Source organism: Robiginitalea insularis, assembly GCF_052497835.1.
Genome location: NZ_CP199296.1, coordinates 1,586,358 through 1,599,221, shown reverse-complemented (window position 1 = coordinate 1,599,221; position 12,864 = coordinate 1,586,358). Strand labels below are relative to the sequence as shown.

At 46.5% G+C, this 12,864-nt stretch carries 11 protein-coding genes; all 11 read left to right on the top strand.

Annotated features, from left to right (window positions below; genetic code table 11):
* The first annotated feature begins 4 nt into the window (after nt 1-4).
* The gene (locus tag ACT6NV_RS07310) at nt 5-1,660 is read left to right on the top strand and encodes a hypothetical protein (protein WP_445386601.1); all 1,656 of its coding nucleotides are present in this window, start codon (nt 5-7) and stop codon (nt 1,658-1,660) included.
* On the top strand, nt 1,657-2,658 hold the full coding sequence (locus ACT6NV_RS07305) for a vWA domain-containing protein (RefSeq protein WP_445386600.1): 1,002 nt from the start codon (nt 1,657-1,659) through the stop codon (nt 2,656-2,658). The genes ACT6NV_RS07310 and ACT6NV_RS07305 overlap by 4 nt, the downstream gene beginning before the upstream one ends.
* A gap of 4 nt (nt 2,659-2,662) precedes the next feature.
* Complete coding sequence (locus tag ACT6NV_RS07300; RefSeq protein WP_445386599.1) at nt 2,663-3,709, top strand: VWA domain-containing protein; 1,047 nt, start codon at nt 2,663-2,665, stop codon at nt 3,707-3,709.
* Entirely contained in the window at nt 3,710-4,555 is an 846-nt protein-coding gene (locus tag ACT6NV_RS07295) for a tetratricopeptide repeat protein (RefSeq protein ID WP_445386598.1), read from the top strand.
* A 1-nt stretch (nt 4,556) separates the two neighbouring features.
* A complete protein-coding gene (locus tag ACT6NV_RS07290; RefSeq protein ID WP_445386597.1) occupies nt 4,557-6,332 on the top strand; it encodes a BatD family protein in 1,776 nt (591 codons plus the stop codon).
* Nucleotides 6,333-6,334: 2 nt separating this feature from the next.
* Entirely contained in the window at nt 6,335-7,105 is a 771-nt protein-coding gene (locus ACT6NV_RS07285) for a tetratricopeptide repeat protein (RefSeq protein WP_445386596.1), read from the top strand.
* Nucleotides 7,106-7,161: 56 nt separating this feature from the next.
* Complete coding sequence (locus ACT6NV_RS07280; protein WP_445386595.1) at nt 7,162-7,458, top strand: hypothetical protein; 297 nt, start codon at nt 7,162-7,164, stop codon at nt 7,456-7,458.
* A 77-nt stretch (nt 7,459-7,535) separates the two neighbouring features.
* The gene (locus ACT6NV_RS07275; protein ID WP_445386594.1) at nt 7,536-9,119 is read left to right on the top strand and encodes a SulP family inorganic anion transporter; all 1,584 of its coding nucleotides are present in this window, start codon (nt 7,536-7,538) and stop codon (nt 9,117-9,119) included.
* Between the two features lie 4 nt (nt 9,120-9,123).
* Entirely contained in the window at nt 9,124-9,753 is a 630-nt protein-coding gene (locus ACT6NV_RS07270) for a carbonic anhydrase family protein (protein WP_445386593.1), read from the top strand.
* A gap of 97 nt (nt 9,754-9,850) precedes the next feature.
* Nucleotides 9,851-11,716 carry a SulP family inorganic anion transporter gene (locus ACT6NV_RS07265; RefSeq protein ID WP_445386592.1) on the top strand — a complete coding sequence of 622 codons (1,866 nt, stop codon included), beginning with the start codon at nt 9,851-9,853 and terminating at the stop codon, nt 11,714-11,716.
* 122 nt (nt 11,717-11,838) lie between these two features.
* On the top strand, nt 11,839-12,858 hold the full coding sequence (gene pheS / locus ACT6NV_RS07260; RefSeq protein WP_445386591.1) for a phenylalanine--tRNA ligase subunit alpha: 1,020 nt from the start codon (nt 11,839-11,841) through the stop codon (nt 12,856-12,858).
* Nucleotides 12,859-12,864: the final 6 nt, after the last annotated feature.

Below are 12,864 nucleotides of genomic sequence, written 5' to 3'. Positions count from 1 at the left end.
GAAGATGAGAGCTACATCCCGGAAAAGAAAGTTCCCGCAGCTATGCCGCGTCATAGGCGGGGCCACTCTGCTATTTGCTGCCCTGAACCTGCAGGCGCAATCGCAACCGGAGATCAGCACTTCCGTGGACACTACTTCCATTCGAATCGGAGAGCAGATCCGGTTTACGGTCCGGGTAGAAACCGATTCGTCTTCCGTGGTCTTTTTCCCGGAGGGACAGACCTTTTCCCCTCTCGAAACGGTTGAGGCTTTTATGACAGACACCACCCGTAAGGCGGACCGCATCCTGCTGGAAAAAACCTATGCCCTTACCCAATTCGATTCGGGCGCCTATTTACTTCCTACACAGCGTATAGAAGTTGATGGCAAGGGATATTTCACGGACTCCCTGCTGATTTCTGTAGCCACTGTTCCGGTGGATACTGTAACCCAGAAGATGTACGATATCAAGCCGCTGATAGGAGTGGACCGGGACCCCCTGTCCTGGCTGCGAACCCTTGGCTGGGTCCTGTTAGTATTACTGTTGGCGGGGATAGCTGTTTATTGGTTTTTTATTCGCAAAAAACCGCTTAGCCCTGAAGAAGAGGAAGCTCTTTTGCCCCCTTTTGAAAGGGCCATGCGGGAACTAAAACGACTGGAAACCTCCAGGTACCTGATTCAGGATGAATTCAAACAATATTATACTGAGCTAACCGATATTGTCAGGTCCTATCTGGAGGAAGAAGTGCACGTGAGTGCCCTGGAAAGCACCACTTCAGAACTCATTCTAAAATTGGAATTGCTGAAAGATGCCGGGCAATTGCGCCTGGAACCGGACACCCTGATTCAGTTCAGGAAAATCCTGGAAACGGCAGACCTGGTAAAATTTGCCAAATCCAAACCTGAAGTGAGCCGGGCAGAACAGGACAGGCTGGTAGTGGAATCTATTGTGGTTAAAACCAAGGAGGCCATTCCGGAACCTACCGAAGAAGAATTGATGCAGCAGGCCGAATATCTTGCAGCCCTGAAAATCCAGAAGAAACGTAAAAAGATACGGTTGGCATTTGCTTCCCTGGCGGGTATCCTGCTTGTTGCCCTGATATCTTCCATTGCTTATTTCGGTTTCGCCAATGTAAAAGACACACTGCTGGGAAATCCCAGTAAATCCCTTCTGGAAGGGGAGTGGGTGGCCAGTTCCTACGGATATCCTCCGGTAATTCTGGAGACCCCGGAAGTACTATATCGCAGGGACGTAAATCTCCCGCCGGAGGCCCGGGAGGCTGTCAAGGAGATCGACGCTTTCATTTACAACAACCCGGATGCCAAACTTTCAATTGCTGCTTCTTCCACCCTATTCAACAAAACTGACGCTGAACCCGATTTTGAAGGGTCTATAGAGCAAATTCTCAAAGGCTTTGAAGAAAAGGGGGCGCGAAACATTATTACCAAGCAGGAAACATTTACCACTGTTTCGGGCGTAAAAGGAATCAAGATATACGGCAGAGGCGATTTCCCGGTCCCGGAATCCTCCAGCCGCGTAGACGGGGCTTATACCATCCTCATGTTCGGCGGCAACGGATTTTTACAGGAATTGGTTATTTCCTGGGAGGAAGGGGATCCCTATGCAGAAGAAATCGTGGATCGTATCCTAAAGACCATAGAAGTTAAAACCACCGTATGATAGGCAGTGATATACAATTTGCAAACCCCGAGTTTTTCTGGTTGCTGCTCCTGCTTCCGGTGGCTTTGCTATGGTTCTTTTTTAAAAGGAATAAACAGGGGGCTTCCCTGAAGATTTCAAGCACAAAGGGGTTTTCCGCTCCCAGCCTGCTCACCAGGATGAGGCCGCTGAGCCTGGCGCTCAGGCTACTGGCATTGGCGGCAATCATTACTGCAATGGCCAGGCCTCAGACTGAAGACATCTCCACCCGAACCAAAACGACCAAGGGTATCGACATTGTTATGGCCATAGACGTTTCATCCAGTATGCTGGCCAGAGACCTGAAACCCAACCGGCTTTCGGCCCTTAAGGAAGTAGCTTCTGATTTTATCGGAAAACGGCCCAACGACCGTATAGGCTTGGTGGTTTATGCAGGGGAAAGTTATACCAAAACCCCTATAACCAGTGACAAAGCCATTGTGCAAAATGCCCTGAAAGAGATTTCTTATGGGCAGCTTAGCGATGGTACAGCCATTGGGATGGGGCTGGCTACCTCCGTAAACCGCCTGAAAGAAAGCAAGGCGATCTCTAAAGTAATCATACTGCTGACCGACGGGGTAAACAACGCTGGCTTTATAGAGCCCCAAACGGCAGCAGACCTGGCGCTGGAGTACGATATTAAAACATATACCATTGGCCTGGGAACGAACGGGAATGCCCTGTCCCCAATTGGATACAATGCTGATGGCTCTTTTCGCTACGGGATGCGGCAGGTGGAAATAGATGAGGAATTGTTGCAGGATATAGCCGACGCCACCGGGGGTCAATATTTCAGGGCAACGGACAATGACAGCCTGGAAGAAATTTACGAGGAGATCAACAAATTGGAAAAAACGGAGATTGAGGAATTCAAATACTACCGGTATGAAGAAAAATTCAGGCCCTGGGTATTATTGGCAGGAGGCCTGCTTTTACTGGAATGGATCTTCAGGTTAACCCTATTCAGAAGTTTTATATAAGGCAATGATACAACTGGACGATAGAACATATTTATACTTGTTGCTGGTCATTCCGGTACTCATCCTGGTATTCATTGCCCACCAGGTATGGAAGCGGCGCACCCAGCGCAGATTTGCCGACCCCCGTTTGCTTAAAAAGCTGGCGCCGGACCGATCCCTGTTCAAACCGCAGCTGAAGATGGTCGCGTTGCTTTTCGCTTTCGCATTGCTGATACTTGGATTGGCCAATCCTAAAATGGGGACCAAAATGGAAACGGTCAAGAGGGAAGGTGTCGATATTGTTTTTGCAGTGGACGTCTCCAAAAGCATGCTGGCAGAGGACATTGCCCCCAACCGCCTGGAAAAAGCCAAAAGACTGGTCTCCGAAATCATCAATGAACTGGCCAGTGACCGGGTGGGAATCATTGCCTATGCCGCCCAGGCCTACCCCCAATTGCCCATCACAACGGATTACGGTGCCGCCAAGATGTTTTTACAGAGCATGAATACCGATATGCTCTCTTCCCAGGGAACGGCCATAGGGGAAGCGGTAAAACTTGCGGCTACCTATTTTGACGATGAGGAACAAACCAACCGGGTCCTCTTTATTATTTCAGACGGGGAGGACCACTCCGATGGCACAGCCTCGGATGCTGTTGAACTGGCAACTGAACAGGGAATCAGGGTTTATACTATAGGGGTCGGTACCATCAAAGGAGGGCCCATCCCCCTTAAACGAAATGGTGTGGTGGAAAGCCTGAAAAAAGATGCAAACGGGGAAGTGGTAATTACCCGGCTCAATGAAGAAATACTCAGTGAAATTGCAGACGAAGGAGATGGGGAATACATAGACGGAGAAAATACAGCTGCTGCAGTATCTTACATTCGGGAAACACTGAATCAGATGGACAAAAAAGAATTTGAAGCCAAACAATTTGCGGAATTCAAAGATCAGTTTCAATGGTTTCTCGGAGCAGCATTGCTCATTTTGTTTCTGGATATCTTTGTGCTGGAACGCAAAACAGCCTGGCTTAAAAAGCTGAATTTGTTTAATGAAAAAGAAGCCGCATAAATGAAAACAGCCTTTTGGATTATCGGAATTTGTCTTCCCTTATGGGGAATGGCTCAGGATGCCTCACAGATAGATGAAAAGGCCTTTAAAGCCTCTATGAAGGAAACCCGGGAAGCGAACCTGGAATTGAGTGAGGATGATTTTGTAAATGCAGAGGCAAAGTATCGCCGGGCCATCTCCAGGAGTGCCGAGAATGCAACTGCACCCTACAACCTTGGCAATGCCTATTACGAAAAGGAAGACTTCAACGAAGCCTTTGGGCGGTTTAAGGAAGCAGGGGAAAAAGCAGGAGAGAAACCCAACAAGCACAAGGCCTATCACAACATGGGCAATGTTTTTATGCAAAACAAGGATTACGGGAAAGCCGTAGAAGCCTATAAGGAAGCATTGCGAAACAATCCTGCTGACGAGGAAACGCGATATAACCTCGCCCTGGCAAAAGAACTGCTGAAAAAGGAACAGGAAGAACAGAAAAACGATCAGAACGAGGACGATCAGCAGGATCAGGATCAGGATAAACAGGAAGAACAAAATCAGGACGATCAGGACCAGAACGAAGGCGGGGACCAGGAGCAGGAGGATCAGCAGGAACAACCCAACCAGGATGAAGGGGAGTCTGAGAAAGAAGAAAACAAAGAAGGGGATGGAGAAGAGAAAGAAGAGAAAGACCAAAAGCCTAACCCATCTGAAGAGGATTCAAAAAAACCTCCCAGACCCAACCAGTTATCTCCTCAGCAAATAGAAAACCTTTTGGAGGCAATGGAAAATGAAGAAAAAAAGGTGAAGGAGAAAATTGATGCAATGAAGGTGAAAGGAGCGAAAAAGAAAAATGAAAAGGATTGGTAAAATGTTGAGGCTTGTAGCTTTATTGGGCTTATCATTTCTTTTTTTCCTGCCAGCCGCCAGGTCACAGGAAAAGGAGGAGATCAGTTTTGAGCTGCGCCTTAGCAAAGAAACCCTTGGAGTAAATGAGCGCGTAAGGGCCGATTTTGTAATGAATCGGGATGGAGATAATTTCATCCCCCCGGATTTTGACGGCTTCAGGGTACTGATGGGTCCCTCCCAGAGTATCAGTTCTTCCTGGATCAACGGGGTCCGATCCTATTCAAAAACCTATTCCTATACCCTTGCCCCACTGGAAAAAGGGACCTTTACCATTGGGCAGGGTACCATTGTGATAGAAGGAGAAACCTACAAGACCATCCCTAAAAAAATTACGGTGACCGATGCGGTGGACCGCCCGGATGGGGAGCCTACTGCAGAAGATATTGCAGACCAGAATCTGCATCTTGTAGCAGAGGTGTCCAACACCCGCCCGTACATGAACGAGCCTATTAGTGTGGTCTACAAGCTATATGTGAGCCCGTCCATAGTAGTGTCTAATTTCCGCCCTCTGGACAACCCGAAGTACAATAATTTCTGGAGCCAGGATATCGCCTTCAGCAAGTACAATATACAGGAAGGCACTTATCAGGGGCAACCTTACCGTTATGTAGTCCTGAAACGCGTGGTGTTGTATCCCCAAAAAAGCGGAAGTCTGGAGATAGAACCACTTGCGCTCGATGTTTCCCTGGAAGTACCCACCAACAAACGGGACTTTTTTGGGGGCAGGATTTACACTAAAACAAATAAAGTGGTTTCGGCGGGGAAGCGGACCATAGAGGTAAAGCCGCTGCCCGAACAAGGCAAACCATCAGATTTCAGTGGGGCAGTAGGGGATTTTAATTTTGAAGTATCTACCAGTAAAAACGCCTTGAATGCCTCTGAATCCATGCAGGCCAAAGTAACCGTTCGCGGGACAGGTAACCTTAAGCTCTTTCAATTGCCCAAGCTTACCCTGCCCAGTGCCCTGGAGGTTTATGAACCGGAATTCAAAGAAAATGTTAGCACTACGCTTACGGGAATGCAGGGGGAGATCACAGAAGAATACACCATTGTCCCTACTTACCAGGGAAAATATCCGATCCCTGCGGTCAATTTTACGTATTTCAACCCGGATTCAGAAAAATATGAACGACTGACCTCCAAAGAAATCACCATAAATGTCCTGGAAGGCCCTACGGCGGACAGCGGTCCTGTAAGTCCTGTATCAAGCGTTGCCAAAAATGTAGTCCGGGGCGGGGAACAATTTTACTTTATAAAATTACAACCGAATCTGAAGCCGAGAAAATGGACTACTTTTTTCGGGAGCAACTACCACCTTGGCTGGCTTTTTGCACCCTTACTACTGATCCCACTGTTTGTTTTGCTTCGAAAAAAACGAGAGGCTATAGAGCGGGATGTAGAGGGCAACAGAATCAAAAGGGCCAATCGCCTTGCCAAAAGGTACCTCTCACAAGCCAGAAAAACACTTGGAGAAAAGGATGCTTTTTACATTGCACTGGAAAAAGCGCTGCATAATTATCTCAAGGCCAAATTAAAAATAGAAACCTCAGATTTCAGTAAAGATAAAATACGGGATCTGTTATCAGACAAAGGAATAGCTGCTGAAACCATGGAAGCGTTTACAGAGTTGCTGGTTAATTGCGAGATGGCTCGCTACAGTCCGTTTTCCAAAGTACAGATGCAGCAGGATTACGAAAAAGCCAGCGAAGTTATCACGGCATTGGATAAAGAATTATAAGCATGAAGTATTCATTAGGATATCACCTGTTAATCTGGCTTCTTTTCCTCTCCTGGGGAACACAAGCCCAGGATACTGCATTGTTTGAAAAAGCAACGGAAGCTTACAATGAAGGGAAGTACAGTGTAGCTATCGATTATTATAATGAAATACTGGACAATGGTAAGCACTCCGCGGCAGTCTATTTCAATCTGGGTAATGCCTATTATAAGCAGGATGAAATTGCGCCCAGTATTTATTATTACGAAAAGGCATTACTGCTAGCTCCGAATGACCCGGAGATTCTCAATAATCTGGGTTTTGCCCGCAATATGACAATCGATGCCATCGAACCCCTTCCGGAATCGGAGATCTCCCGCTATTACAAAAAAATAGTAAACTGGCTGAGTATCGATCAGTGGGCCTATACCGGAATTGTATTTATGCTCCTCTTTGTTCTGGGAAGTATTCTATTCTATTTTCTGCGTTATCCAAATCAAAAAAGACTGGCCTTACTGGGTGGCCTCTCGGCCCTATTTCTTTGCCTGGTAACTACCGGATTGTCTTATTTACAGTACTCCGCATATAAGAAGGATCAGCCTGCAATAATTTTTGACGAAGAAGTAGCTGTTTCCACCGAGCCTAACGAGCGTAGTCCGGATGCTTTTACCCTGCATGAAGGAACAAAGGTTCAGGTGCTGGATTCCCTTGAAAACTGGCGGAAAATCAGGATAATTGACGGGCAGACCGGTTGGCTTTCTGCCGGTAGTATCAGGCTGCTGAAGGACTTTTAAACTATCCACGTCCAATTCAGCAAAGGAATGTTATATTTGTAGGGAAGCCAATTAATATGCAAAAACGCCTTGCTCTTATATCCCTCCTTTTGGTGTGGATCCTAGCTGTAATGCTCCCACCTGTTATCAATCTGTACGCAGAAAATGCCGCAGTTGAAATAACTGCTTTGACAGGTGAAGAGGAATCCGGGGAATCCTTGCTGATCGATTTATTTAATTCCCAAAATATACTTGAAGGCTCAATTGGTATTTCCCCCGGCTTTGATATAAACAACCCGTCTCTATCCATAGAAAAACAGGCATCAGTATTACAGATCTATCAGGATATTCAGGTGCCCCCTCCCAAGGCCTGATCTGATCTCATTTATCAACTGACCTCTAATAATTCTTCTCACCATATCCCCAGGGATATTAAAATCCATAATAAAACATGTTCAAGCATTTAAAGCAGGACCTTCCTGCCAGTATAGTAGTCTTTTTTGTTGCCCTTCCGCTTTGTCTGGGGATTGCCCTGGCCAGTGGTGCTCCACTATTCTCCGGTTTGATTGCCGGGATAATTGGTGGGATTGTAGTAGGTGCACTCAGTGGTTCATCCATTGGGGTAAGTGGCCCGGCTGCAGGTTTGGCGGCTATTGTTTTAGCGGCCATAGGGACCCTGGGGGGATATGAAAATTTTCTTGTAGCCGTAGTCCTCGGCGGCTTTATACAACTTGCATTTGGCTTGTTACAGGCCGGGGTAATCGGATATTATTTCCCCTCATCTGTCATTAAGGGAATGTTAACCGGAATCGGGATCATTATCATCCTGAAGCAAATTCCGCATTTTTTTGGGTATGATGCAGACCCGGAGGGGGATTTCGCCTTTTTCCAGGTGGATGGGCAAAATACCTTCTCTGAAATATTGCAGGCTGTAAACAACATCTCTCCCGGGTCTACCATAATTGCTGTACTCGGCCTGGGAATCATCATCCTTTGGGAAAGAGTACTGACCAAAAAAGCTAAAATATTTCAACTTGTTCAGGGGCCCCTTGTAGCAGTAGTACTTGGCATTGTTTTTTACCTCATTACCAAGGGGAATGAAGTGATGACCATTTCACAAGAACACCTGGTAAGCGTCCCGGTCCCTGAGGATGCCGCTTCTTTTCTGGGGCAATTTAGTTTTCCAAATTTTGCAGTAATCGGGAAGCCCGAAATTTGGATTACGGCCTTTACCATTGCACTTGTAGCCAGCCTTGAAACACTCCTATGCGTAGAAGCGACCGATAAGCTGGATCCCGAAAAACGGGTAACTCCTACCAATCGGGAGTTACTGGCGCAGGGAACCGGAAATGTAATTTCAGGGATGATCGGAGGCCTACCAATCACACAGGTAATCGTAAGGAGCTCAGCCAATATTCAATCTGGCGGGAAAACCAAATTGTCCGCCATCATCCATGGATTCTTTCTGCTCATTTCCGTTATCCTGATCCCGAGACTGCTTAATATGATACCCTTATCAGTACTGGCCGCAATCCTTCTGGTTGTTGGATATAAGCTGGCCAAGCCGGCCCTGTTCAAAAAAATGTACGGACTGGGGTGGAAACAATTTGTACCGTTTACGGTAACCGTAGTGGGGATCATTTTTACAGATTTACTGGTCGGTATTGGCCTCGGGCTTGGGGTTGGTATTATTGTAATCCTTATTAAGAGCTACCAGAATTCTCATTTCCTGCACATTGTAGACCAGATGAGCAATGGAAAACACAAAATGAAGATGACCCTGGCGGAGGAAGTTACCTTCTTTAATAAAGGTGCCATCCTGAAGGAATTGGATGGTATTCCGGAAAATACGTATCTTGAATTGGACGTTCGCAGTACCCGTTACCTGGACAACGATATTATTGAGATATTGGATGATTTTGCCTTTAAGGCTAAAAACCGCCATATAGATATCCACCTGATTTCAAATAGGGGAAATGTAGAAAACCCGGAGAGTTTCATAGAATTTTTCAAACTAAGACCAAAAACAGCCTAACTAAATGAAAGCACAGACCAAGGAAACTCAGGCAATGATCAGCCCGGATGGGGCCATTACCCTTTTAAAGGAAGGTAATGAGCGATTTGTACAGAACCAGCCTGCCAGCCGGGACTTGCTGGAACAGGTACAGGATACCGCTGGCGGACAATATCCTTTTGCCACCATATTGAGTTGTATCGACTCCAGAGTATCTGCCGAATTAATCTTTGATCAGGGGGTTGGGGATATTTTCAGCGTCCGCGTTGCCGGTAATATCGTAAATGAAGATTTGTTGGGAAGTATGGAATTTGCCTGCAAACTGGCCGGAACCAAGGTGATTGTGGTATTGGGGCATACGGCTTGTGGAGCCGTGAAAGGCGCCTGTGACGATGCAAGGCTAGGCAATCTTACCGCCCTGGTATCCAAAATAAAACCAGCGGTTTCCGTGGTAAAAGAACCATCAGAAGCCTCCCTGCGCAATTCCGCAAACGCCTCTTTTGTAGATGAGGTAGCCCGGGTTAACGTTGAGTTGACCATCGAAAATATCCGGAAACTAAGTCCGGTGCTTGCAGATATGGAATTAAACGGCGAGATCAAAATCACAGGAGCCATGTACGATATCCGGACCGGTAAAGTGGCCTTTATGGATTAACCCTTTGCGCTCCTGATTGATTCAGCCGATGCTGGATGTGTAACTGCTGAATTGTTTTTATGTTTTATCCCGTATTAATCTCTGAACTTAGGCGGTAATGAAAAAATTCTTCAGGCATTTTAAGGGTGATTTGATGGGGGGCATTACAGCAGGGGTGGTTGCGCTTCCTCTGGCCCTTGCCTTCGGCGTCAGTTCGGGCCTGGGTCCGAGTGCCGGTTTGTACGGCGCCATTTTTATAAGTTTTTTCGCCGCCTTATTCGGAGGTACCAACACTCAAATTTCCGGACCAACTGCTCCTATGACAGCTGTTAGCATGCTGGTCATTGCCGGTATTTTGGCTATGTATGAAGGAAGTATCGAAAAAGCCCTTCCTGCCATCCTGACCGTTTTTCTCCTGGCAGGACTCATGCAGATTGGACTGGGTTTACTGGGTTTGGGACGGTATATACGCTATATCCCCTATCCGGTAGTTTCCGGATTTATGACAGCCATCGGCCTTATCATTATCATCACCCAAATATTACCGGCCATCGGATACTATCCTAAAGAAGATTCAGAGTTTGTAAGTTATTTTGTGCCTGAGGCGGAAGAACTCATCCTGGAGAATATCCTGCGGGAAGAAGCCGGAGAAGGGATACTGGTACTGGAAGATTTTGAAGAGACTGTGAAACGGTCAGCAGAGATTACCGAGGAGATTATCATGATTGAGGCAAAGACACTGGCCGGGGCATCTTCTTCAGGTGTAGTTGGGAGCATCCGGGCCCTGGGGCGTGGAATAAAGAACATCAATACGCTGGAACTCCTCCTTAGCCTGGCAACGATTGTTATCATTTACGGATTTAAAAGAATAACTACGGCTATTCCATCTGCGCTGGTTGCATTGATTCTGGTTTCAGGAGTAGCTTATGGTTTTGGGATGGATTACAGGCCCATAGATCAGATTCCTTCCGGATTCCCTTTGCCCAGGCTTGAAATTTTTACAGAGTTTTCATTTAAGTCTGTTAGTCCATTTATTTTTACAGCCCTTACCCTGGCGCTCCTGGGAGCCATAGATTCCTTGCTTACATCAGTGGTTGCAGATAATATGACCAAAACCAAACACAAGCCAAACAGGGAGTTGGTTGGTCAGGGGGTTGGAAATAGTATTGCGGCTATTTTCGGTGGTATTCCCGGAGCAGGGGCAACAATCCGAACGGTGATCAATATAAATTCTGGAGGAAAAACCCGGCTCTCCGGTATGATTGCCGGTTTATTATTGCTGTTAATCCTCTTGGGCCTGGGTCCGGTAGCTTCCCGCATCCCCGCTGCCGTACTGGCCGGAATCCTTATTACGGTGGGCATAAGTGTTATGGATTATAAGGGCCTGAAAGCCATTCCCAGCCTGCCTAAAGATATGCGCATCGGACCCTTAAAACTGAGTTCAGAAGTGATCATCATGCTCATTGTCATGATCCTCTCTACTTTTTGGGATCTTATTTATGCTGTAGGAATCGGTCTGGTCATAGCCTCCCTGATGTTTATGAAAAAGATAGGCGACCTTACTGCAAAACGATCCAATGTAAGCCTGCTTCCAAAGGAGCGGACCTGGCCGGATGAGAAAAATCTTCCTTCCAACTTAAAAGAGGAAATCTTTATCAAACATCTGAAAGGACCTTTATTTTTTGGGACCACCAGCGATTTCCAGGCCCTTGCCGAACAAATTCCCAGCACGGCTACCACAGTTATCATCAGGTTGGGACGGATGCAGTACATGGACCAATCCGGTTTATATGCCATGGAAGACGTTCTTCAGGAGCTGCGCAATAAACAAATCACTGTACTATTTTTAAATGTTCTTGACCAGCCCCGCTACCTGATGGAACGAATCGGGATAATTCCGGACCTTATACCGGAGGCCCATATTTTTGATTCCTTTAAGTCCTGCCTGGAATGGGTTAGGCAGAATGTTCGCGATGAATACTGACATCTTGTTTTATTTTTAATTCTAAAAGGCCCGGATTGCCGGGGTTCTGAAGATTTATTTTACCTTTGTCAGCGCTTTCAATCGGCAGTGCCCCGGGCTGATTGACCGAAGTTTGTAACAGCATGATAGACCAACTCAAAAAGCAGTTAGAAGAAGTAAAGTCTTTTACAGCAGACTCCCAGGACGCCATTGAAGCCTTCAGGATTAAATATCTGGGGAAAAAAGGCCTGCTGAATGATTATTTTCAGGAACTCCGCAATATACCCAAAGAAGAGAAGAAGGTTTTCGGGCAAACGGTAAATGAACTGAAGATTGCGGCTACCGAAAAAATACAGGAACTCAAAAACAACCTCCAGGATAAGGAAGAAGTTAAGTCCCTTTACGGAGACCTGACCCGTCCCGGAGAACCACTGGAGCTGGGTGCGCGCCACCCTACTTCCCTGGTTAAAAATCAAATTATAGATATCTTTTCCAGAATCGGTTTTACGGTTTCTGAAGGGCCTGAAATAGAAGATGACTGGCATAATTTTACTGCTTTGAATCTTCCTGAATACCATCCGGCAAGAGACATGCAGGATACCTTCTTTATTCAGACCGATCCAGATATTCTGTTACGTACCCATACCTCTTCAGTGCAGGTACGGTACATGGAAAATCACAAGCCCCCCATCCGGACCATTTCACCCGGGAGGGTTTACCGGAATGAAGCTATTTCAGCAAGGTCGCATTGTTTCTTTCATCAGGTTGAAGGCCTTTATATCGATAAAGGAGTGTCCTTTGCAGATCTGAAACAAACCCTGCAGTATTTTACAACAGCCCTTTTTGGCAAATCCAGAATTCGTCTGCGCCCTTCCTATTTTCCTTTTACAGAACCCAGTGCTGAGGTAGATGTTTACTGGGGTCTGGAAACCGAAACGGATTACCGTATGACCAAGGGAACCGGGTGGCTGGAAATCATGGGATGTGGTATGGTAGACCCGAATGTCCTGGATAATTGCGGGATCGATTCCAAGGAATATTCCGGCTTCGCATTCGGAATGGGAATTGACCGTATCGCATTGCTCTTATACCAGGTCTCGGACATCCGGCTGTTAAGCGAGAATGACCTTCGTTTTCTCAAGCAATTCAAAAGTATCCTCTGAACCTAT

Coding starts and splice junctions, on each gene's coding strand:
- ACT6NV_RS07300 (WP_445386599.1), top strand. CDS start 2,663: ATGATACAACTGGACGATAGAACATATTTATACTTGTTGCTGGTCATT.
- ACT6NV_RS07270 (WP_445386593.1), top strand. CDS start 9,124: ATGAAAGCACAGACCAAGGAAACTCAGGCAATGATCAGCCCGGATGGG.
- ACT6NV_RS07305 (WP_445386600.1), top strand. CDS start 1,657: ATGATAGGCAGTGATATACAATTTGCAAACCCCGAGTTTTTCTGGTTG.
- ACT6NV_RS07280 (WP_445386595.1), top strand. CDS start 7,162: ATGCAAAAACGCCTTGCTCTTATATCCCTCCTTTTGGTGTGGATCCTA.
- ACT6NV_RS07285 (WP_445386596.1), top strand. CDS start 6,335: ATGAAGTATTCATTAGGATATCACCTGTTAATCTGGCTTCTTTTCCTC.
- ACT6NV_RS07265 (WP_445386592.1), top strand. CDS start 9,851: ATGAAAAAATTCTTCAGGCATTTTAAGGGTGATTTGATGGGGGGCATT.
- ACT6NV_RS07275 (WP_445386594.1), top strand. CDS start 7,536: ATGTTCAAGCATTTAAAGCAGGACCTTCCTGCCAGTATAGTAGTCTTT.
- ACT6NV_RS07310 (WP_445386601.1), top strand. CDS start 5: ATGAGAGCTACATCCCGGAAAAGAAAGTTCCCGCAGCTATGCCGCGTC.
- ACT6NV_RS07290 (WP_445386597.1), top strand. CDS start 4,557: ATGTTGAGGCTTGTAGCTTTATTGGGCTTATCATTTCTTTTTTTCCTG.
- ACT6NV_RS07295 (WP_445386598.1), top strand. CDS start 3,710: ATGAAAACAGCCTTTTGGATTATCGGAATTTGTCTTCCCTTATGGGGA.
- pheS (WP_445386591.1), top strand. CDS start 11,839: ATGATAGACCAACTCAAAAAGCAGTTAGAAGAAGTAAAGTCTTTTACA.